We start from the raw sequence: 22792 nt of genomic DNA on the forward strand, positions 1-22792 counted from the left end.
TAAGGTGCATTTTTTGGTCTGTAATCAGGTCAAAGTCACAACTTCTTGCTGGGGCTACGGCTCGCCGAACAACCCGATTAAAGAGCCTAAGCAAATGAAGGAGCCCGCTGTATGTCCGAAATGAAAAACAATTCCATAGCTAAAGCTTGGGCTCCTCCGGTTTTTCCTGTCAGTGGTCGTTTGCCTTCCGAGGCGTCGGTGGTGAGCGCCAATTACAAAAACAAACCTTGGAGTGACTATTTAGTTACGTGCGCAACATTTTTAGTTTGGTTGTGGTCAGGGAGGTTTAAGGCTGTGAAATTAATGATGAGAAAATTGCTGATGCAAGGATTGTGTGGCTTGCTGGCCTTAATGCTATTCGGATGTTCCTCGGCGGATAACGAAATGGCGGGCGGAAATATACAGGCCGTCAACCATACCTTGAGTGCAATCAATTGGTTGTCGGTCAATGGTTATAGAGCTGACGGAGGGGGCGGGCGATCTTGCTGCATTATCATGCCGACTAAGTGGCGTCCTGGTTTGAAAGCTAATATCGAATGGGAAGTCGACCCTGACCCGTTTGCAAAAATGCCTCCTCTTGGAACAAAGGAGTTTAAGGTTGCTATGGCTAAAGCGGAAACTAGCTTCCAGCGTCACAGCGCCACAGTGGATATACCAGAGTGGCCAGGTACAGAGTCTTGTGATCTTAAGGTGCATTTTTTGGTCTGTAATCAGGTCAAAGTCACAACTTCTTGCTGGGGCTACGGCTCGCCGAACAACCCGATTAAAGAGCCTAAGCAAATGAAGGAGCCCGCTGTATGTCCGAAATGAAAAGCAACTCCATAGCTAAAGCTTGGGCTCCTCCGGTTTTCCCTGTCAGTGGTCGTTTGCCGACGAGAACTTCGGTGGTGGCAGCCAATTACAACAAGCAAACCATGGAGTGACTATTTAGTTACGTGCGCGTAATTTTTAGTTTGGTTGTGATCAGGGGGGTTAAGGCTGTGAAATTAATGATGAGAAAATTGCTGATGCAAGGATTGGGTGGCTTGTTGGCCTTAATGCTATTCGGATGTTCCTCTGCGGATAACGAAATGGCGGGCGGAAATATACAGGCCGTCAACCATACCTTGAGTGCAATCAATTGGTTTTCGGTCAATGGTTACAGGGCCCATGGAGGAGGCGGGAGTTCGTGCTGCATCATCATGCCGACTAAGTGGCGACCTGGTTTGAAGGCTAATGTCGAGTGGGAAGTCGACCCTGACCCTTTTGCTTACTCAAAATGGCCGCCGTTAGGAACTGATGGCTATCGAGCCGCACAAGCTAAACATAAAGCCAATTATCAGCACCATAGAGTCACAGTGGAAATTCCGGAGTGGCCAGGTACAGAGTCTTGTGATCTTAAGGTGCATTTTTTAGTCTGTAATCAGGTCAAAGTCACAACTTCTTGCTGGGGCTACGGCTCGCCGAACAACCCGATTAAAGAGCCTAAGCAAATGAAGGAGCCCGCTGTATGTCCGAAATGAAAAGCAATTCCATAGCTAAAGCTTGGGCTCCTCCGGTTTTTCCTGTAAGTGGTCGTTTGCCGACGATAACTTCGGTGGTGGCCGCCAATTACAATAAACAAACTTTCGAGGAGAGCCGTTACCGTCAGGGGGTTAATTCCAGAGGGCAGAAGCGGCATTCCGACTGCTGTCATAGTCTGCATATCAGTCTATTTTTCGATGGCACCAACAATAACGACAGTAACGATACCAAGAGTAACCACCCCAGTAATATCGCCAAACTCTATCATGCGTCGATTCAAGACAATGATGCCAAGAGCAAAGGCTATTTTTCTTATTACATGCCGGGTGTCGGTACTCCGTTTCCCGAAATTGGTGAACTGGATTACAGCGAAGGCGGGCTGAAATATGCCACTGGTGGTGAGGATCGCATCAACTGGGCGTTGGTGCAGGTAGCCAGTGCCCTGTCTTTCGCGCTTAACGATAAGAAAGAAATTGATAGGGCTATTGCCAAAACCAAGGTCCAGGCCATGAGCACCTTGAAGGCGCCTCTGATGAGTGCCCTAGGTCAAGGTAACCGGCGGCGGACGATGAACGAGTTATTGGCCCCCTTGCAGGCCAAAACGGAATTGGCCAAGCCTCGCGTGCTGGGGGTCAAACTGTTTGTGTACGGCTTCTCCCGAGGAGCAGCCGAGGCCCGTACTTTTGTCACCTGGCTGAGCCAGTTGTTCGACACCCCTGAGGGCGCCGAGCAACCTGTTCAAGAACTGGCGGGCTTACCCGTGAGCGTCGAATTTCTCGGTGTGCTGGACACCGTGGCCTCGGTGGGCATCGCCCATGCGGCCCCGTTTTTCGCCGGGCACATGGATTGGGCCGATGACACCCAGTTATTGCCGGATGCACAGCGCTTCCCGAAGCTGGTCAAGTGTTGCCGACATTTTGTCGCCGGCTTTGAGCAGCGCTCATGCTTCCCGCTAGATTCGATCCGGAACGAGAACGGCCAGTATCCGGCCAACACCTATGAGGTGGTTTACCCCGGTGTGCACTCCGATGTTGGCGGCGGCTACCCCGAAAATGACCAGGGCAAGGCCCGTGGTGGCACTGATGAACTGGTGTCGCAGATCGTTCTGCACGACCTATATGCCGCCGCATTTTCAGCAGGAGCGCCGCTGCAAGTGTTGGAAGCAGTACTGCCAAAAAGTCTGTTGTCGCAGGCGCAATGGCGAAGCATGGGGCGCGATACGTTACGGGAGTTCGACGTCAGCCCTGTAGTAATCGAACGCTTCAACGCCTGGCGGAGCAAAACCCTACCTGGTATCCCCGCCGACAAGTCCGTCGACAATCCCGCTGGGGAGTACACACCGCAGCTTCTGAGCACAACCGTAGAAGACACTCTGGCTGATCAATTGGGCTGGATCACCGGCTGGCGCATTGGCCGTTATGTTAATGACCTCAAGGATGATAACGACAGCTACAAACGCCAGCCGTATTTCACTCAGGCCAAAGAAGTCACGGCTTACATTGCGAGTGAAGAGCGCAAGGACTATGAAAAAGAAGTGGCAGGCCTGCCGCGTAAACGACTGGAAAACCCTAATCTCCCGGGCCCGCGGATCTACGAACCGACGATCGACCAGACCCAGCTCAGTCAGGCTGCCGCAGAGTTCAAGTCCGACTACACGGGGCAGAAGCGCGAGCAGACCAGTTGGCAAGGCACGGTGACTGATGTGGTGTTACGTGACGCGGTCTTCCTGCTTAACGAGAATGACGAGTCCAAGGATCATGATTTCCTCAAGACGGCAGGCGATCAGCGCAGTAAGCAACTGTTCCGTGATGCTCAAGGTACGTCCAGTGCAGACCCTGACATGGCCCTGCTGGTGGCGTTGTTCGATGACCAGATACACGACTCGCGGGCCTGGTTCATGCACGATAAGTTGAAGTCGAGGGAGTTGTGGGCCGGTTATTTCTTTTACCGCATGACCTATTTCGGTAACGACAACAGCCGCGATCTATCTCCGGTTGTAGTCGCCGGTCGCATATTGGGCGTGGCGATGATTGCCGGGGCTACGGTGTATGGCATCAAGCGCCGTGGCGTATTGGGTGGTGTTGGCGGACTGGCGGCGGGTATTGGGGCGGCGACTATCGGCTACCAGGTGATCGATAAAGCCACTGGCTTGGCGATGCCGTTCCTGCCGGGCGCCGAGAAACTCCTGCAACCGACCCGCCATATCGGCCAGGTGGTGGCCGAACAGAAGCGCCAGATCTCGCTGGATGACTATATGCAGCGTATCGAGCAGACCAGTGCGATGTTGCGCAAGACGGGCAGCTTGGTCGAGCAGGTGAAGGCGGTGGTCTCATGATGCCTCTGGTACGGCTGGGCGACCCATTGCACCCCTTCGGCGGTGAGGTGTTATCGGGACACTACGAAGCCTTCGGCAAACCAGTGGCCTGTGTAGACGATCAAGTCCGCTGCAATCTGCATGGCATGACGCACATTATTGAAGGTACCTCGATTTCTACCATGGACGGCAAACCTGTGGCGCTGGATGGCCATCGTTGCGCGTGCGGTTGCCAGTTGGTCAGCACCTTGGCGGCAACTTTTATGAGTGTCGCGCCATGAATGGCCCCCCTGAATACCCTGGCTCTATCGAACCGGACGCACCACGTTGGGGACGCTGGTGGCTGGGGTTGGTGCTGCTGTGGGGGACGCAGTCGGCAGTCTTGCTGCTGGTGTGGCCCCAGGAGCAACCGCGCCTGGAGCTGTGGCTGTGGAGTGCAGTGCTGCCGCTGTGCTGGGCGTTGGTGCTGGCGGTGCGTGTGGTGGTGTGGCAGATCGAGCTGTTCAATCGCACGGTGTATCTGCGTACGCTGGAGACCGCCATACAGCGTTGGTGGCAATGGCGCTCTCTCGGGCTACCGGTGCAGGACGTGTTGTTACTGGGACCTGCGGGTGATGTGCAAACCGATTACCGCAACTTGATGAAAGACGTCCCGCTGTCTAAGCCTTTGGCGACACCCGGCGCCACGCATCTCATGTTGCGTTGTCCGTTGTCGATGAGTGCTCTCACCGAGCGTGCCCCGGCCCTGGCCCGGCATTTGGCTCGCTTGACCCTGGCGCTCCCAGGGCTGGTCGAGGGCTGGTCGCAACTGCGGGCGATTGCATGGGTAGGAGATGAGAGCAGCCAGGCTGCTTTCGTTGATGCGCTGGCCCGGGCGGGCGTGGTGTTGCCCGAGGCCCGTTTGTCATTACAGAACCTGACTGATTTGGATGACCTGATCGATACCTTCCACCGCGATTGCTGTGGCGAGAACGATTGGCTGTTGTGCGCCGGTGTGGTGTCGGTGGAGAGCGCAGACGAGGGTGAGCTGACCGGTGAAGCCGGCTTTCTCTGGCGGGCAAGCCGACAGGGCCGGCAGTTGTTGCATCGCGGTGAATACCTGGCGAGCGAGTCTCCTGTCGAACTCTGTACACAGATGCAGCGTTACGCCGGGCTGCAATCTCCTCCGACCACCTGCCTGGCACTGGATAAAACCAGCCAGGCAGCGTTTGTAGAGGGCGGTTGGTCAGCGGTGGGGCATCAACTGGCCGGGCAGTGGGGCGTGCTGGCGCACCTTGCGCCATTTATCGGGATGTCCCTGGCATTGCTGCAGGCGGGAGAGGCGGGTCAGCCCTGTGGTTGGCTGAGCCAGGATGGAAACAAACGATTGGCGATTGGAGTGGCGGTGCCTCATGGCAACAGTTAAAGACGTAGGTAAGGGCTCTTTGGTGCGCGTGGGGTTGGGCTATCTACTGATCATGACGCTGCTGGTGCTGCTCGGTGGCCTGTTGTATGGCTTGTGTGGCGGCTATCTGGGCTGGCCGAAAATTCCGATCAAGCACTTACTGCTGTGGGGCCTGGGGTTGTGGTTCGCGCTCTGCTGGTTCTGCCCGGTCATTTTGCTGGCATGGGATCGTCTGGCGCTTCGCCAGGCACGGCGGGTTGTGGGGGCGGACGCTGAGACGCCGAACTTGCGATTGAACCCGGAACCGACATCGCCAGACGCGGCAAAGGTAGGAGAGCTGCGCGAGCACCTGCGCGAATGCTACGGCTTCTTCTGGCGCCGCAAAGTCCGCCTCCTATTGGTCCTCGGCGAACCCGCGCAAGTCGAAGCCATAGCCCCGACCCTGGCCGATAAACGCTGGCTGGAAGGCCAAGGCACCGTGCTCTTGTGGGGCGGTAGTGCCCAGTCGACGCGGGACCAATCATTCCCTACACAATGGGCTGGCCTCAGCCGCTGGCGCGCACTGGACGGCGTGGTCTGGGCGCTGAACAACACCCAGGCCGCCGATGATGCCGCAATCGCGGCGGGCATTCATCAGTTGCAGCGCCTGGCCCGCAGCCTGAGCTGGCAGTTGCCGTTGCACCTGTGGCATGTCTGCGACAGCGCATGGTCTCAGGCTACTCGCAAGGCACGCCCGGTCGGTTGCCTGTTGCCTGCACGTTTAACGGCGGCGGCGTTGGAAACCTCTCTGTCTCGGTTGCTGGAGCCATTGCGCCGCGAGGGCCTGGCGCAGATGAATGGTGAGATGAGCCATGACTTCCTGCTACGCCTGTCGCGGGACTTACAGGGCGAGGGCATTGCCCGTTGGCGTCACACGCTGGCCCCTCTGGCCGGTGAGTTTGCCCGTGGCGTGCCGTTACGCGGGTTGTGGTTCAGCCTGCCGGTGCAGCGTACTCAGCGCGATGCTCAACATGTTTGGCCGGCCGCGCCGGTGTGGCACGGCGTGCTGGACGATAAAGCCAGTGGCCGTCGGCTGGGCTGGAGTGTTCCGCGTGTCGCCTATGTATTGATGCTGGGACTGGCGACGCTGTGGGGCGCCGGTCTGTTGCTGTCGTTTGTCAGCAACCGGATGCAGATTGCCCAGGTGCAGGCCTCGTTGGCGACCTTGGAGCAGCCGGGCAACGGCGATGCGCAACTGACTGCGCTCAATGACCTGGTGCGCGAACTCTCCCGCCTGGATTATCGCGCCGAACACGGTGTGCCCTGGTATCAACGTTTCGGTCTGAACCGGAACCCGGATTTGTTCGAGGTGGTGTGGCCGCGTTATGTCGAAGCCAACAACCGTTTGATGCGTGACCCGGCGGCGGCCAATTTGCAGCGCCAGCTCAACGCCTTGATCAGCCTGCCACCGGGCAGCGAGCAACGGGCCGAGCGGGCTCAGAGTGCCTACGAGCAATTGAAGGCGTATCTGATGCTGGCACGCCCGCAAAAAGCCAATGCGGTCTTTCTGACCAAAGCCTTGAGCAACGCCGAGCCGTCGCGCGTTGGCGTATCGCCGGGGCTGTGGCAAGGTCTGTCGCCAACGCTGTGGCAGTTCTATGGCGAGCATCTGGCGGCGCATCCTGAATGGGCCATCAAGGCTGACCCGACGCTGGTAGCACTGACCCGGCAAGTGCTGCTCGGCCAGTTGGGCCAGCGTAATGCCGAGACCAGCCTGTACCAGCAAGTCCTCGACCTGGCTGCTAACCAATACCCTGACATGGGTGTGCAAAACATGGTCGGTGAGACCGACGTCCTGGCGCTGTTCTACACCGAAGCCAGCGTGCCGGGCGTGTTCACCCGTCAAGCGTGGGAAGGCCAGGTGCGCCAGGCCATCGACGACATCGCCGAGGCGCGCCGCGAAGAAATCGACTGGGTGCTCAGCGACAAGCAGGCCGACATCGCCGCCGAATTGACGCCGGAGGTACTCAAGGAGCGTCTCATCGAGCGCTACTTTTTGGACTACGCCAATGCCTGGCTGGATTTTCTCAACACCTTGCGCTGGCATCAGGCTGACAGCCTGCCCGATGTGATCGACCAGTTAACCCTGATGACCGATGTGCGCCAGTCGCCGTTGATTGCACTGATGAACACCCTGGCCTATCAGGGCCAAGCCGGGACGCGTACGCAGGCATTGGCCGACTCGCTGATCAAGTCCGCACAAAAGCTGATCGACCAGGACAAGGTGCCGGTGATCGACCAGCAAACTCAGACGCCACGTAGCCCGCTGGATGCCACCTTCGGTCCGCTGCTGATGTTGCTGGGCAAAGCGGAGGGCAAGGCTGATAACGACCGGTTGAGCCTGCAAGCGTTTCTCACTCGGGTCACGCGGGTACGTTTGAAATTGCAGCAAGTGAGCAATGCGCCCGACCCGCAGGAAATGACCCAGGCCTTGGCGCAGACCGTATTTCAGGGCAAAAGCGTCGACCTGACAGATACCCAGTCTTACGGCAGCCTGATTGCCTCCAGCCTGGGCGCGGAGTGGGGTGGCGTCGGCCAGACGCTGTTCGTGCAGCCGTTGCAGCAAGCCTGGCAACGGGTGCTGCAACCGTCAGCGGCAGGGCTCAACAATCAATGGCAACGGGCGGTGGTCACCGACTGGCAAGGCGCCTTCGCCGGTCGTTACCCCTTTGCAAACACCGCCAGCGACTCCTCGTTGCCGATGCTGGGGCAGATGATCCGCGCCGACTCCGGGCGCATCGAGCAGTTTTTGCAACGCCAACTGCGCGGCGTATTGCGCAAGGAAGGCAGTCGTTGGGTGGCCGATCCGCGTCACAGCCAGGGGTTGCGTTTCAACCCGCAGTTCCTGGCGGCGATCAACCAGCTCAGTCATTTGGCGGATGTGATTTACACCGATGGCGGCATGGGCTTGAGTTTCGATCTACAAGGCAAACCGGTGCGTGATGTAGTGCAAACCACCTTCGTGCTCAATGGCGAACAGCACCAGTATTTCAACCAGCGCGAAATCTGGCAGCGCTTCAACTGGCCGGGCCGCAGCGACCACCCGGGGGCCAGCCTGAGCTGGACCAGCATTCATACCGGCGAGCGTCTGTTCGGCGACTTCCAGGGCACTTGGGGCTTGATCCGCCTGCTGGAAAAAGCCCAAATCACGCATTTGGACGATAGTGACAGCCACTATCGTATGGTGCTGAAGGCCCCAGACGGCGCAAGCCTGACCTGGAACCTGCGCACGGAACTAGGCGCAGGGCCGTTGGCCTTGCTGCAATTGCGTGACTTCACCTTGCCGCAGCAGATATTTCTGAGTGAGGGCGCTGTAGAGGTGCCCTATGCGCAGATTGATCGGTAGTGGTTTTGGAGAGCGGGGCTTGCTGCGGATGGTTTGCTATCCCGCTCTAGCCGCAGACACTTTGCTCACTTCTGCTCCATCATCCACTTCACAAAATCCCGCACCTTGGGCACCTCCGCCGAATGCTCCGGGTACGCCAGGTAGTACGCGTCCTGGCTGGGCAGTGCGTGCTGCCAGGGGATCACCAACTTGCCGTCTGCCAGCTCTTCTTCCACCAGAAAACGCGGCAGGAGCGCCACGCCACAGCCCACCTGGGCGGCGCGGATGCACATATAGAAGGTGTCAAAGCGCGGCCCGTGGTAGCTGTGTTCGGTCTGGTAGCCGAGGCTGGCGAACCAGTCGTGCCAGCCCTGGGGGCGTGAGGCGTTTTGCAGCAGCACCAGTTCGCTCAGTTGCGTCGGGTCGCGCAAGGGCAGGGCCGGCAGGCTCTCGGGGGCGCACACCGGCACCAGTTCCTCGCTGAACAGCTTGAGGCTCTCGGTGCCGGGCCTTGCGCCTGCGCCGAAGTAGAAGGCCAGGTCGGCCTTGCCTTGCAGCAACTCGTCTGGCGTCTGTTCGTTGCACAGGTCCAGGTGGATCTGCGGGTGGCGTAGGCGCCAGCCCTTGAGACGTGGCACCAGCCAGCGCGCGCCAAAGGTGTAGGGCGTGGACACCCGTAGTACTTCGGTCTCGCCGCCGTAGGAGCGCAGGTAGTGGGTCGACATCTCCACCTGGCTCAGGATCTTGCGCACTTCCACCAGGTACAGGTCGCCCGCCGGGGTCATCTGCAAGCGCCGACGCACCCGGCGAAACAGCAGGTGCTGCAGCAACTCTTCCAATTGCGCGACCTGCTTGCTGACGGCGCTCTGCGTGAGGTTCAGCTCCTCGGCGGCACGGGTGAAGCTCAGGTGGCGGGTCACGGCCTCGAAGCATTGCAGCGCGGTGATCGAGGGCAAATGTCTTTTATTGAGCACGGCATGCCTCTTTTTGTTTTGCATGAATAAACGGAATGATATCTCGCCTAATCGTCGTTTGTTGGCAAGTCCTGGGCCAGCTACAAATAAGGCCTGGATCGTCGTGCGGGCTGCGGCGCATTTTTTGTTGATGGATTGAAGGAGTGACCCATGGTTGCCGCATTGCTTGATCGTCTGGGGGTAGACCCGGCGTTGTACCAGGCGGGGAAACAGCCCGTGCATTCCCCTATCGATGGCAGCCGCATTGCCAGTGTGCACTGGGAAGGCGCCGCCGAGGTCGAGCAGCAGGTCAGTCGTGCCGAGCATGCATTCGACGCCTGGCGCAAGGTGCCGGCGCCCCGTCGCGGTGAACTGGTGCGCCAGTTCGGCGACCTTTTGCGTGAGTACAAGGCCGACCTGGGCGAGTTGGTGTCGTGGGAAGCCGGCAAGATCACCCAGGAAGGCCTGGGGGAAGTGCAGGAAATGATCGATATCTGCGACTTCGCCGTGGGCCTGTCGCGCCAGTTGTATGGCCTGACCATCGCCTCCGAGCGCCCTGGCCACCATATGCGTGAAACCTGGCACCCGCTGGGCGTGGTGGGCGTGATCAGCGCCTTCAACTTCCCGGTCGCAGTGTGGGCGTGGAATACCGCGCTGGCGCTGGTGTGCGGCAACGCGGTGATCTGGAAACCCTCGGAAAAGACCCCGCTCACCGCACTGGCCTGCCAGGCCTTGTTCGAGCGGGTGGCGAAAAACTTCAGCGATGCACCACAGTACCTCAGCCAGGTGGTCATTGGCGGGCGCGATGCCGGCGCCGCCCTGGTGGACGACCCGCGCGTGGCGCTGATCAGCGCTACTGGCAGCACGCGCATGGGCCGCGAAGTGGCGCCCAAGGTTGCCGCGCGGTTTGCCCGCAGCATTCTGGAGTTGGGCGGCAATAACGCGATGATCCTCGGCCCCAGCGCCGACCTGGACATGGCCGTGCGCGCCATCCTGTTCAGCGCGGTCGGTACCGCAGGCCAGCGCTGCACCAGCCTGCGCCGGCTGATCGCCCACGAGTCGGTCAAGGATGAAATCGTCACGCGCCTAAAGGCCGCGTATTCCAAGGTGCGCATCGGCCATCCTCTGGAAGGCAATCTGGTCGGCCCGCTGATCGACAAGCACAGCTTTGAAAACATGCAGGACGCCCTGGAGCAGGCCCTGAGCGAAGGCGGCAAGGTGTTTGGCGGCAAGCGCCAGCTGCAGGACCAGTTCCCCAACGCTTACTACGTGGCGCCGGCCATCGTCGAAATGCCTGAGCAGAGCGATGTAGTGTGCAGCGAAACTTTCGCGCCGATTCTCTATGTAGTGGGCTACAAGGACTTCACCGAGGCGCTGCGTTTGAACAACGCCGTGCCGCAAGGCCTGTCGTCGTGCATCTTTACGACCGATGTGCGCGAGGCCGAGCAGTTCATGTCGGCGGTGGGCAGTGATTGCGGGATCGCCAACGTCAACATCGGGCCGAGTGGCGCGGAGATCGGTGGCGCGTTTGGCGGCGAGAAAGAAACCGGTGGCGGGCGTGAATCGGGTTCGGATGCCTGGCGCGGGTACATGCGCCGGCAGACCAACACCGTGAACTATTCGCTGGAGCTGCCGTTGGCCCAGGGTATTACCTTCGACTGAGCCTCCAGCCGAAATGCGGTCAATGTGGGAGCTGGGTTGCCGGCGATAGCGGTATTGAATTCACCATCGTCATCGCTGGCAAGCCAGCTCCCACATTCGATTGGGTTCGCAATTCAGAATAAGAGTTGTTTGTTAGATCCCGGAGTCTGGCAATGCCATTACGCGAAGCGTGTTTGTGGGAACAACTGACCCCTGGCCGGCCGGATCGCGCAGCACTCGCGGGCGAGGTCAAGGTGGATGTGTGTGTGATCGGCGCCGGTATCACCGGTTTATCGGCGGCCATCCACCTGCTGGAGCAAGGTAAAAGTGTCTGCGTGCTGGAGGCCCATCGCACCGGCCATGGCGGTTCTGGGCGCAACGTGGGGCTGGTCAACGCCGGGATGTGGATCCCTCCGGATGAGATCGAGGCTGGTTTCGGCACGGCGGTGGGCAGCCAGCTCAACCGGATGCTTGGCGCAGCGCCGTCCCTGGTGTTCAGCCTGATCGACAAGTACAGGATAGATTGCCAACTGCGCCGCGAGGGCACGTTGCACATGGCGCACAACGCCCGTGGCGAAGCCGACCTGCGCAGCCGCGAGCAACAATGGAAGCGCCGTGGCGCGCCCGTGGAGCTGCTGACCGGTGCTGCGTGCGAGCAGGCCACCGGCACCCAAAAGATCGCCGCCGCCTTGCTCGACCGGCGTGCCGGCACCTTGAACCCGATGGCCTACACCAGTGGCCTGGCCAATGCCGCAGTGGGCCTGGGTGGGCAGTTGTTCGATCATTCACCGGTGACCCAACTGGAGCGCCAGGGCCAATCCTGGTCTGTGCAAACGGCCCAGGGTGCGGTGCAGGCTGCACAAGTGGTGATCGCCTCCAATGCCTACACCGAAGGCGAGTGGACCGAGTTGCGGCGCAATTTTTTCCCCGGTTACTACTATCAGGTGGCCTCGGTGCCCCTGAGCGGTGATGCTGCGCAGCAAATCCTGCCGGGCGGCCAGGGTTCCTGGGATACCCGCCAGGTGCTGAGCAGCATCCGCCGCGATGCCGATGGGCGGTTGTTGCTGGGCAGCCTGGGCAATGGCAACCAGAAACCCACCTGGTTTCTCAAGGCCTGGGCCGACCGCGTGCAGCAGCACTATTTCCCATTTCTCAAGGCGGTGGACTGGGAATACACCTGGACCGGCTGCATCGCTTTCACCCCAGACCATCTGATGCGTCTTTTCGAGCCGGCGCCCGGTTTGGTGGCAGTCACTGGTTACAACGGGCGTGGGGTGACCACTGGCAGCGTGGTGGGCAAGGCATTTGCCGATTATTTGTGCCACCAGGACCCCAAGGCCCTGCCGATTCCGTTTGCGCCGATGCAGCCGCTGGCCGGCGTGGGCCTGCGCAGTTGCCTGTACGAGGCCGGATTCTCGCTGTACCACGCGGGCCAATGCCTGCGAATTGTCATCTGATCAGCGAAATACCCTTCAAAAGCCGGCATTTTCTTAGCCGGCTACTAATCTGTATTGGTGCGAGTCGTAGCAGTGACGCACTGTAAATGTGCACTTCCGTTACGCGCATGGTTACAGATGCTCGAAGGGGCGCTTGATGGCTGGCTGACATCAGTCCAATGGGCGGGTTTCACTCTTTCGGGCCAGTGGTTGCACCTCTGCGTTCCAGAGGGTTGCACGTCCCGCCAAAAAGGCACCGAAACGCCTGTAATAACAATGACACCGTGTCTTTTTGAAATATAAAAACGCAATGGCACGCCGCTTGCTCTCAGCTTTCCAGTGAAGGTTTCAAGTGAAAGTTTGAAGTGAAATTGCAGTGCCCATTCAACAAAAAACTCGGAGCACCACTCATGTCCCAGACGTTTTACAAGAAAGGTTTCCTGGCCCTCGCGGTAGCTGCCGCGCTGGGCGTTTCTACGTTTGTTCAAGCTGATGTGAAGATTGGCGTGGCGGGGCCGATGACCGGTGCCAACGCTGCCTTCGGTGAGCAGTACATGAAAGGTGCCCAGGCGGCGGCCGATGTGATCAACAAGGCGGGCGGGATCAACGGCGAGCAGATCAAGCTGGTGGCCGGTGACGACGCGTGCGAACCCAAGCAGGCCGTAGCCGTGGCCAACCGCCTGGCCGACCAGGACAAAGTGATCGGCGTGGTCGGGCACTTCTGCTCGTCGAACACCATTCCAGCCTCCGAGGTGTACGACGAAGCGGGCATCATCGCAATCACTCCAGGCTCCACCAACCCCCAAGTGACCGAGCGTGGCCTGGGCGCCATGTTCCGCATGTGCGGGCGGGATGACCAGCAGGGCATCGTGGCCGGCGACTACATCGTCGACGTGCTCAAGGGCAAGAAAGTCGCGGTCATCAACGACAAGGACACCTACGGCAAAGGCCTGGCCGATGCCACCGCAGCCCAACTGACCAAGCGCGGCGTCAAGCCGGTGCTCGAAGAAGGCCTGACCCGTGGCGAGAAAGACTTCAGCGCCCTGGTGACCAAGATCCGTTCGCTGGGCGCCGATGTCGTGTACTTCGGCGGCCTGCACCCGGAAGCCGGCCCACTGGTGCGCCAGATCCGTGAAGCGGGCCTCAAAGACGTCAAGTTCATGTCCGACGATGGTGTGGTGACCGACGAACTGGTGGCGACCGCCGGTGGTGCGCAATACGTCGATGGCGTCTACATGACCTTCGGCGCCGACCCGCGCCTGCTGCCAGACAGCAAGGCCGTGGTGGAAGAGTTCCGCAAAAATGGCACCGAGCCTGAAGGCTACACCCTGTACGCCTACGCCTCGATCCAGGCCCTGGCGGCCGGCTTCAACGGCGCCAAGTCCAACAAGGGTGAAGACGCGGCCAAGTGGCTCAAGGCTAACCCGGTGCAAACCGTGATGGGCAAGAAGGAATGGGATACCAAGGGTGACCTGAAGGTCTCCGACTACGTGGTGTACCAGTGGGACAAGGACGGCAAGTACCACCAGTTGGAAAAGCAGAAGTAATCAACCAGCCACCGCCGACCCCTTGTGGGAGCCGGGCTTGCCCGCGATGACGGACTGACAGCCAGCACCTGTGTTGAATGTGAGACCGCTATCGCCGGCAAGCCAGCTCCCACACTGGATCGCGGTTGCCCGGGCCATTGCGTCCGGTACCAGATCTGTTTTTTCCTCCAGAAGGGCCGCACGCCCAAGGGTGTGCAGGTTCTCACCGCGTGAGATTGCGTTATGGATGGTATTTTCCTGCAGCAACTGGTCAACGGCCTGACCCTCGGGTCGGTCTATGGCCTGATCGCCATCGGCTACACAATGGTCTATGGCATCATTGGCATGATCAACTTCGCCCATGGCGAGGTTTACATGATTTCCGCTTACCTCGCGGCGATCAGTCTGGCACTGCTGGCTTATTTCGGCCTCGAATCCTTCCCGCTGCTCATTCTCGGCACCCTGATATTCACCGTCGTCGTCACCGGCGTCTATGGTTGGGTCATCGAGCGTGTCGCCTACAAACCGTTGCGCAACTCCACTCGCCTGGCCCCGCTGATCAGCGCCATCGGGATCTCGCTGATCCTGCAGAACTACGCGCAGATCGCCCAGGGCGCCAAGCAACAAGGCATTCCCACCCTGCTGGCCGGCGCCTGGCGCGTCGATATCGGCACCGGGTTCGTACAGTTGACCTACACCAAGGTCTTCATCCTGGTCGCGGCCTTTGCCGGCATGGCGCTGCTGACCTACATCATCAAGTACACCAAGCTCGGCCGCATGTGCCGCGCGACCCAGCAAGACCGCAAGATGGCCTCGATCCTGGGGATCAACACCGACCGCGTGATCTCCTACGTCTTTGTCATCGGTGCCGCCATGGCGGCCCTGGCCGGTGTGCTGATCACCCTGAACTACGGCACGTTCGACTTCTATGCCGGCTTTATCATCGGCATCAAGGCATTTACCGCAGCGGTACTCGGCGGCATCGGCTCCCTGCCTGGGGCGATGCTGGGCGGGATTATCCTGGGGATTTCCGAGTCGCTGTTCTCGGGGTTGATCAACTCTGACTACAAAGACGTGTTCAGTTTCTCCCTGCTGGTGGTGATTCTGATTTTCCGTCCCCAGGGCCTGCTTGGTCGCCCGCTCGTGGCGAAGGTGTAAACATGTCTGCTGCCAAATCTATCGATATCAAGAAAAGTGTGGTCGATGCGGTCCTCGCCGGGCTGATTTCCCTGATCGTATTCGGCCCCATCGTCGGCGTGGTCCTGGACGGCTACAGCTTCAACCTGGAACCGGCCCGCGTCGGCTTGCTGGTGGCCATCGTCATGGCCGGGCGCCTGCTCATGAGCCTGTTCCTGCAAACCCCCAAGGGCTTGAAGATTCTCCAGGGTTTTGAAAGCTCGGGCTCTGGCGTGCATGTGCTGGCGCCGGACTACAAGTCGCGGCTGCGCTGGATCATCCCGGCGCTGATCGTGATCGCCATTGTCTTTCCGTTTTTCGCCAACAAATACCTGCTGACCGTGGTGATCCTCGGGCTGATCTACGTGTTGCTGGGCCTGGGCCTGAACATCGTGGTCGGCCTGGCCGGGCTGCTTGACCTGGGTTACGTGGCGTTCTACGCCATCGGCGCCTACGGCCTGGCCCTGGGTTACCAATACCTCGGGCTGGGGTTCTGGACGGTGCTGCCGCTGGCGGCCATTGCTGCTGCGCTGGCGGGGTGCATCCTCGGGTTCCCGGTGTTGCGAATGCACGGTGACTACCTGGCCATCGTGACCCTGGGTTTTGGTGAAATCATCCGCCTGGTGCTCAATAACTGGCTGTCGTTTACCGGCGGGCCAAACGGTATGCCGGTGCCATCGCCGACGTTCCTCGGCCTGGAGTTCGGCCGGCGTGCCAAGGAGGGCGGGGTGCCGTTCCATGAGTTCTTCGGCATCGCCTACAACCCCAACGTGAAGTTCCTGTTCATCTACATCGTGCTGTTTCTGGTGGTGCTGCTGGTGCTGTACATCAAGCATCGCCTGACCCGCATGCCAGTGGGCCGCGCCTGGGAAGCCTTGCGCGAGGATGAAATCGCTTGCCGTTCCATGGGCCTGAACCACGTACTGGTCAAGCTCTCGGCCTTCACCATCGGCGCTTCGACGGCCGGCCTGGCCGGGGTGTTCTTTGCCAGTTACCAGGGCTTCGTCAACCCGTCTTCGTTCACCTTCTTCGAGTCGGCGCTGATCCTCGCCATCGTGGTACTGGGTGGCATGGGCTCGACGGTGGGCGTGGTCATTGCCGCGTTCGTGCTGACCGTGGCGCCTGAACTGCTGCGCAGCTTCTCCGAGTACCGGGTGTTGCTGTTTGGCGTGTTGATGGTGGTGATGATGATCTGGCGGCCACGGGGCCTGATCCGGATCAGCCGTACCGGTGTGACACCACGCAAGGGGGTAGCGCCATGAGCAAGGAAGTTGTCCTCAACGTGGAACACCTGATGATGCACTTCGGTGGCATCAAGGCCTTGAGCGATGTGAGCCTCAAGGTCGAACGCAACTCGATCTTCGCCCTGATCGGCCCCAACGGCGCCGGCAAGACCACGGTGTTCAACTGCCTGACCGGCTTCTATACGGCCAGCGGCGGCAAGATCGAACTCAACATCCGCGGCAAGCAGACCAACGTGATCCAGTTGCTCGGCGAGCGCTTCAAGCCTACCGACTTCGTGTCGCCCAAGAGCTTTTTCAGTCGGGTGTACTACAAGATGTTCGGCGGCACCCACCTGGTGAACCGCGCAGGCCTGGCCCGTACCTTCCAGAACATTCGCCTGTTCAAGGAAATGTCGGTGGTGGAAAACCTGCTGGTGGCCCAGCACATGTGGGTCAACCGCAACATGCTGGCGGGCATTCTCAACACCAAGGGCTACCGCAAGGCAGAAAGCGACGCACTGGACCACGCCTTTTACTGGCTGGAAGTGGTGGATTTGGTGGACTGCGCCAACCGCCTGGCTGGCGAGCTGTCCTACGGCCAGCAGCGCCGCCTGGAAATCGCCCGTGCGATGTGCACCCGGCCGCAGATCATCTGCCTGGACGAACCGGCAGCGGGCCTCAACCCCCAGGAAACCGAAGCCCTTAGTGCGATGATTCGCCTGCTGCGCGACGAACACGACCTCACAGTGGTACTGATCGAGCACGACATGGGCATGGTGATGAGTATTTCCGACCACATCGTGGTGCTGGACCACGGCAACGTCATTGCCGAGGGCGGGCCGGAAGCGATCCGTAACGACCCGAAAGTGATCGCGGCCTACCTGGGCGCCGATGAGGAGGAGCTGGTATGACGACGCCTATCCTCGAAATGAAGGACCTGGACGTGTTCTATGGCCCGATCCAGGCCCTGAAGAAAGTCTCGCTGCACATCGACGAGGGCGAAACCGTGAGCCTGATCGGCTCCAACGGCGCGGGCAAGTCCACGCTGCTGATGTCGATCTTCGGCCAGCCGCGTGCCGAGTCCGGGCAGATCCTCTACCAGGGCGTGGACATTACCCACAAGTCGTCCCACTACATTGCCTCCAACGGCATCGCCCAGTCCCCGGAAGGGCGGCGGGTGTTCCCCGACATGACCGTCGAGGAAAACCTGCTGATGGGCACCATCCCCATTGGCGACAAGCACGCCAGCGAGGATATGCAGCGCATGTTCGAGCTGTTTCCACGGCTCAAGGAGCGGCGTAACCAGCGGGCCATGACCATGTCCGGTGGCGAGCAGCAAATGCTCGCCATTGCCCGGGCGTTGATGAGCCGGCCCAAGCTGTTGCTGCTCGATGAGCCGAGCCTGGGCCTGGCACCGATTGTGGTGAAGCAGATCTTTGCCACCTTGCGCGAACTGGCGGCCACCGGGATGACCATCTTCCTGGTGGAGCAGAACGCCAACCACGCGCTGCGCCTGTCTGACCGGGCGTATGTGATGGTCAACGGCGAAATCCGTTTGACCGGCAGTGGCAAGGAGCTACTGGTGAACGAGGAAGTGCGCAACGCCTACCTCGGCGGGCACTAACCCGCCATCACCCTAGGCGCCGGCTTGTGTGGGAGCTGGCTTGCCTGCGATGCAGACACCTCGGTATTTCAGGTACAACGAGGTGATGCCATCGCGGGCAAGCCCGGCTCCCACATAAAGCCGGCGCCTACATTTTTCGGTAGTCCGCAGGCCTTCCGGCAAATTGTGGAAAACAAATCCACACACCTCCCAAAGCGCGACATATAGCCGCCGCAAATCCCTGTTTTGTCACACAAATGACTTGTCCCCATCCACTGTGGAACCGGCTGTGGGTAACATGGGAGTAGCTGGCTGTACGCCTTTATCTACGGGGCTTACAGCGCGGTGGCTGTTTTTTGATCAGGGGCTTTTTCGGGAGGTGCCGCAGGTTTTGTCAACCTGTTCATAGACACAGGTATATGACCGGAACATGACCTGCAAGCCTGTGGATAAGTCTGTGGTTAAACTCTGGAAAGACGTGTGCAGGGGCCGGATTTACTGGCCTGGAGCCATGCCTCCTGGCGCGTCCTCCCCCATGGGCCTACATATGGGCCGCCCAAGGTCAAGCAAAAAACTTTTTGAATCGCCCTGAAAGCCTTGTGCACAGCGGCCTGGAGGGTTTTGCACTTGCCCCCAAAGACTGTGGGCGCAGCTGTGGATAACCTGCGCGCACATGGCTGCGCGCCACGTTTTATAAGGCTTTGCCTGTGGTGGTTAAAAATTGACCAGGTGTGCTTCAAGTTGTGTGCATAGCGGTTGCCGCGACGGCGGCGTAAGGGCATTCTGCTGGCTGATTTTTTCTCGATGCCCGCAAGGAGAACACCATGTCCGACACGCTGTTTATTACTGGCGCAACCTCAGGTTTCGGCGAAGCCTGTGCCCGTCGCTTTGCCGAGGCTGGCTGGAAACTGGTGCTCACCGGTCGACGTGCCGAGCGCTTGAATGCCCTGGTCGAAGAGCTTTCCAAGCAAACCGAGGTGCATGGCCTGGTAGTGGACGTGCGTGACCGCAAGGGCATGGAAGAGGCGATTGCCAACCTGCCGGCGTCGTTCAGCAAGCTGCGCGGGCTGATCAACAACGCGGGCCTGGCCGTGGGCACCGACCCGGCGCCCAAGTGCAGCCTCGACGATTGGGAGACCATGGTCGACACCAATATCAAGGGCCTGCTGACCACCACCAGCCTGTTGCTGCCGCGCCTGATCGCCCATGGCCGTGGCGCCGGGATCGTCAACCTGGGCTCCATCGCCGGCAACTACCCATACCCGGGCAGCCACGTGTATGGCGGCTCCAAGGCGTTCGTCAAACAGTTCTCCCTGAACCTGCGCTGTGACCTGCAAGGCACCGGCGTGCGCGTGACCAACATCGAGCCGGGCCTGTGCGAGAGCGAGTTCTCCCTGGTGCGCTTTGGCGGTGACCAGGCGCGTTACGACGCCACCTACGCCGGCGCCGAGCCGATCCAGCCGCAGGACATTGCCGACACCATCTTCTGGGTGATGAACACCCCGGCGCACGTGAACATCAACCGCCTGGAGCTGATGCCGGTAAGCCAGACCTGGGCTGGGTTTGCGATTGAGCGTGGGGCCAAGTAAGGCTTGAGACCGCGTCGCCTGTTTCGTGAGCAAGTCCAATCGCCGCACCGCCGATTCGACTTGCTCGCGAAGGCGGCAAATCGGCCAAAAGGCGGCATAAGGTACACTCCACTCCTGAAAACCCCACCGCACCCAGCGGTTTAAAGGTTTTGACAGGAGGATATGTGAGTAACCGAGGTGAGCAGGCACTGCTCAAACAATCGACCATCCTGATGTTCGCCGTGGCGATCGCCGGGATTGTCACGGGTGTGATATCAGGCGCCCAATCCATTTTATTCGACGGCTTTTTCTCGCTGATCGCGACCTTTATCAAGGTGCTGATGCTGATCACGGCCAAGCTGATCGCCAAGAAAAGCAACGATCGCTTCCAGTTCGGCTACTGGCACCTGGAGCCGATGGTGTTGCTGATCGAAGGCAGTTTCCTGCTGTTGATCGCCATCTACGCGTTTCTCAACGGGGTGTTCGGCATTATCAATGGCGGGCGCGAGATCGAGTTGGGGCTGGTGATCATCTACGCTGCGGTGTTTACCGTGGTCGAGTTCGCCTACTTCTTCTATGTGCGGCACCGCAACCGCAAGCTGCAGTCGTCGCTGATCCAGTTCGACAACATCAGTTGGCTGGTAGACGCCATGCTCTCCGTGGGCCTGCTGGTGAGCTTCCTGGCCGCGCTGCTGCTCAAGTCCCAGGGCTATGGCGAGTGGGCGGTGTACGTCGACCCCTTGATCCTGATCCTGCTGGCCCTGAGCATGCTGGCGCCGGCGTTGAAGATCTTGCGCCCGGCCTTGCGCGATGTGCTGGGAATTGCCCCCGACCAGTTGGACGACAAAGTGCGCGAAGTGATGGACGCGGCCCAGGCCCGGCATGGTTTCGACGACTACGTGTCCTACGTGCAGAAGCACGGGCGGGCGCGGTTTATCGAGATTCATGTGGTGCTGCCGGCGGACTACCCGGTGGATAAGGTCGCGACGCTCGACGGGCTGCGCGAAGAGATATCCACAGGGCTGGGCGCGCCGGACAAGGCGCGGTGGTTGACGATCAGCTTTACTGGGGATCGCAAGTGGATTGCTTGATCGGCCGTTAGACCGAGGTGAGGCTACCGCAGGCAAGCCAGCTCCCACATTGTTGAAGGGTGAACCCCTTCAAGTGTGGGAGCTGGCTTGCCTGCGATGGGGCCAGAAAGATCAGCCGAGAAACTCGCTCAACGCCTGATAGCAGGTCGCCAAATGGTAAGGCGTAGTCGACGGCATATCCCGCCGGCTCACCTCACCCTTGGCATCCAGGCACTCATTCCAGCCCTTGGCATGTAAAAAATGCTGCTGCAACGCCAGCAACTGGCGCTCCAGCACTGCCGCGCTGCCCGGGCGCAAGGTCAGTGCGCGCAGGTACTCGGCCTGGGCCCAGATGCGCTGGGTGGCGTCACGCACGCTGCCGTCCAGCGCCAACATGCCGCTGACCGCGCCACTGAGGTTATCCACACCGGTTTGCTCGGCATAGGCGAATGCCCGGCTCAGCGAGGCATGCAGCGCAGTGCCGCGCAGCAGGGGCGAGGACTCCAGCAGGAAGAACCATTCAAACTGATGCCCCGGCTCGAACCAGTTATCCACAGCCCCCAGGGGCTTTTCCATCATTACGCCATGCTGGCGTTCGATAAAGCGTCGCTGCATGGCCGTCGCCAGTGCCAGCAGGGCCTGTTGCACCGCCGCATCTTCACGCACTGCGAGGGTGGCGAGGAAGCCCTCGGCCAGGTGCATCAGCGGGTTCTGCAGCGGGCCGGACTTGAGGGACGACCAGTTACGCTCCAGGACCGCTTCATACAGGCCGTCGCCCGTGGCAAAGCGCTCGGCGACCACTTCCAGGGCGGCATTGAGCACCGACTCCACCAACGGCTCGCGAACCTTGGCCCAGTAATGGGCGCAGGCGAAGATGATAAACGCGTGGGTATACAGGTCTTTGCGCTTGTCCAGCGGCTGGCCGTGGGGGTCGATGCTGTAGAACCAGCCGCCGTGCTCGGCGTCATGAAAGTGCCGTTGCAGCGAGCGAAACAGCGTCGCGGCGCGTTCTTCGGCAAAGTCCTTGCCCGGCGCGCCGATCAGGCTGGCAAACACATACAACTGTCGGGCACAGGCCATGGCGCGGTAGCGTTGCGGGGGCAACGGGCGGTGATCGGCATCCAGCGCCTCATAGGGCAGCGCCAACTCGGCATTCCAGCCCGGACCCTGCCAGAGCGGCACGATCAGGTCGTTGAAGTGCGTGAGCACAGCGTTCAATTGAGGCTTGTTGGCAGAGCTTGGAGCGATGGGCATCGGCTGGCGTCGTCACGGCAGGGGTGTTTGCCGCGCATGGTAGCAGGCTTGGGGGCTGCGGTGGTTTTGCTACCGCTATCGCGAGCAAGCCCGCTCCCACATTCGACCCCATTCCAAAGGTAGAACTCGGTCAAATGTAGGAGCTGGCTTGCCTGCGATGAGTACCTTACAGGCGCCAAAAGACTCAGCCCGCCAGCAACCAAACCCCCGTCGCCGCCGAAGCCGCACCCGCCACCCGCACCAGCGGTGCCGCCGCAGCTGGCAGGAAACGCACCAGCGCATACCCGGCCGCATGCAGCACCGCCGTCGCCCCGACGAACCCGGCCGCATACGCCCAAGGGCTGGTCATGTCCGGCAGCTCCAGGCCATGGGCCACGCCATGGAACAGGGCAAACGCGGCTGTTGCGGCCACGGCCACCGCCACCGGCGGGCGGATCGCCAAGGCCACTGCCAGGCCCAGGGCCAGCACCGACGCGGCAATCCCGCTCTCCAGGGCCGGCAAGGCCAACCCTTCAAAACCCAGCACGCCACCGATCAGCATGGTGCCGACAAACGTACACGGCAGCGCCCAACGCGCCGCGCCTTGTTGCTGTGCCGCCCACAGGCCGACGGCCAGCATCGCCAGCAAATGGTCCAGCCCGCCGAGGGGATGGCTGATACCGGCCACCAGGCCATTGTCGCCGTGGCCCGGATGGGCCAGGGCCAGGGCCGGGGCCAGTAGCAGGGCGGCGGCGGCAAACAGTTTGTTGAGGCTCATAAACAGCTCCTTGGTAAGGG

The 22792-nt window shown here is 60.4% G+C and carries 18 protein-coding genes; 15 read left to right on the plus strand and 3 right to left on the minus strand.

All coding sequences use genetic code 11. The features are described 5' to 3' along the window. Nucleotides 1-303 precede the first annotated feature (303 nt). The 6 genes from HBO19_RS26375 to HBO19_RS26400 all read left to right on the plus strand — a co-directional run bounded on the left by HBO19_RS26375 (nt 304) and on the right by HBO19_RS26400 (nt 8586). Nucleotides 304-810: a DUF3304 domain-containing protein gene (locus HBO19_RS26375; RefSeq protein WP_170058656.1), complete on the plus strand. Its 507-nt coding sequence runs from the start codon at nt 304-306 to the stop codon at nt 808-810. Nucleotides 811-989: 179 nt separating this feature from the next. Beyond that, the gene (locus tag HBO19_RS26380; protein ID WP_170058657.1) at nt 990-1502 is read left to right on the plus strand and encodes a DUF3304 domain-containing protein; all 513 of its coding nucleotides are present in this window, start codon (nt 990-992) and stop codon (nt 1500-1502) included. Further along, nucleotides 1490-3838 carry a DUF2235 domain-containing protein gene (locus tag HBO19_RS26385; RefSeq protein ID WP_170058611.1) on the plus strand — a complete coding sequence of 783 codons (2349 nt, stop codon included), beginning with the start codon at nt 1490-1492 and terminating at the stop codon, nt 3836-3838. Before HBO19_RS26380 ends, HBO19_RS26385 begins: the two co-directional genes overlap by 13 nt. Continuing rightward, complete coding sequence (locus HBO19_RS26390; protein WP_170042475.1) at nt 3835-4098, plus strand: PAAR domain-containing protein; 264 nt, start codon at nt 3835-3837, stop codon at nt 4096-4098. Before HBO19_RS26385 ends, HBO19_RS26390 begins: the two co-directional genes overlap by 4 nt. A gap of 140 nt (nt 4099-4238) precedes the next feature. Continuing rightward, nucleotides 4239-5222, plus strand: a complete 984-nt coding sequence (locus HBO19_RS26395; protein ID WP_170058658.1) for a hypothetical protein — start codon at nt 4239-4241, stop codon at nt 5220-5222. Then, complete coding sequence (locus HBO19_RS26400) at nt 5209-8586, plus strand: ImcF-related family protein (RefSeq protein WP_170058612.1); 3378 nt, start codon at nt 5209-5211, stop codon at nt 8584-8586. Before HBO19_RS26395 ends, HBO19_RS26400 begins: the two co-directional genes overlap by 14 nt. Before the next feature lie 65 nt (nt 8587-8651). On the opposite strand, the gene HBO19_RS26405 is transcribed toward HBO19_RS26400, so the two are convergent. Then, nucleotides 8652-9539 carry a LysR substrate-binding domain-containing protein gene (locus HBO19_RS26405; RefSeq protein ID WP_169952161.1) on the minus strand — a complete coding sequence of 296 codons (888 nt, stop codon included), beginning with the start codon at nt 9537-9539 and terminating at the stop codon, nt 8652-8654. Between the two features lie 150 nt (nt 9540-9689). On the opposite strand from HBO19_RS26405, the gene HBO19_RS26410 reads away from it, so the two are divergent. The 9 genes from HBO19_RS26410 (at nt 9690) to HBO19_RS26450 (ending at nt 20782) form a co-directional block, all read left to right on the plus strand. Then, nucleotides 9690-11180: an aldehyde dehydrogenase family protein gene (locus HBO19_RS26410; protein WP_170042479.1), complete on the plus strand. Its 1491-nt coding sequence runs from the start codon at nt 9690-9692 to the stop codon at nt 11178-11180. A 152-nt stretch (nt 11181-11332) separates the two neighbouring features. Then, nucleotides 11333-12616: an FAD-binding oxidoreductase gene (locus tag HBO19_RS26415; RefSeq protein ID WP_170058613.1), complete on the plus strand. Its 1284-nt coding sequence runs from the start codon at nt 11333-11335 to the stop codon at nt 12614-12616. Between the two features lie 389 nt (nt 12617-13005). Next, a complete protein-coding gene (locus HBO19_RS26420) occupies nt 13006-14142 on the plus strand; it encodes a branched-chain amino acid ABC transporter substrate-binding protein (RefSeq protein WP_104911477.1) in 1137 nt (378 codons plus the stop codon). A gap of 222 nt (nt 14143-14364) precedes the next feature. After that, complete coding sequence (locus tag HBO19_RS26425) at nt 14365-15279, plus strand: branched-chain amino acid ABC transporter permease (RefSeq protein ID WP_029300506.1); 915 nt, start codon at nt 14365-14367, stop codon at nt 15277-15279. Between the two features lie 2 nt (nt 15280-15281). Then, entirely contained in the window at nt 15282-16559 is a 1278-nt protein-coding gene (livM, locus tag HBO19_RS26430; protein WP_169952152.1) for a high-affinity branched-chain amino acid ABC transporter permease LivM, read from the plus strand. Continuing rightward, nucleotides 16556-17431, plus strand: a complete 876-nt coding sequence (locus tag HBO19_RS26435; RefSeq protein ID WP_029300504.1) for an ATP-binding cassette domain-containing protein — start codon at nt 16556-16558, stop codon at nt 17429-17431. Before livM ends, HBO19_RS26435 begins: the two co-directional genes overlap by 4 nt. After that, the gene (locus tag HBO19_RS26440) at nt 17428-18144 is read left to right on the plus strand and encodes an ABC transporter ATP-binding protein (protein WP_029300502.1); all 717 of its coding nucleotides are present in this window, start codon (nt 17428-17430) and stop codon (nt 18142-18144) included. The genes HBO19_RS26435 and HBO19_RS26440 overlap by 4 nt, the downstream gene beginning before the upstream one ends. An 803-nt stretch (nt 18145-18947) precedes the next feature. Then, a complete protein-coding gene (locus tag HBO19_RS26445) occupies nt 18948-19712 on the plus strand; it encodes an SDR family oxidoreductase (RefSeq protein ID WP_169952150.1) in 765 nt (254 codons plus the stop codon). 164 nt (nt 19713-19876) lie between these two features. Next, a complete protein-coding gene (locus HBO19_RS26450; protein ID WP_169952148.1) occupies nt 19877-20782 on the plus strand; it encodes a cation diffusion facilitator family transporter in 906 nt (301 codons plus the stop codon). Nucleotides 20783-20893: 111 nt separating this feature from the next. Here HBO19_RS26450 and HBO19_RS26455 read toward each other — a convergent pair whose 3' ends face one another. Next, the gene (locus tag HBO19_RS26455) at nt 20894-22015 is read right to left on the minus strand and encodes an AGE family epimerase/isomerase (protein ID WP_169952146.1); all 1122 of its coding nucleotides are present in this window, start codon (nt 22013-22015) and stop codon (nt 20894-20896) included. 184 nt (nt 22016-22199) lie between these two features. Then, the gene (locus HBO19_RS26460) at nt 22200-22772 is read right to left on the minus strand and encodes a HupE/UreJ family protein (RefSeq protein WP_170058614.1); all 573 of its coding nucleotides are present in this window, start codon (nt 22770-22772) and stop codon (nt 22200-22202) included. Between the last annotated feature and the right edge of the window lie 20 nt (nt 22773-22792).

Source organism: Pseudomonas sp. WS 5021 (assembly GCF_012985535.1).
GTDB lineage: Bacteria > Pseudomonadota > Gammaproteobacteria > Pseudomonadales > Pseudomonadaceae > Aquipseudomonas.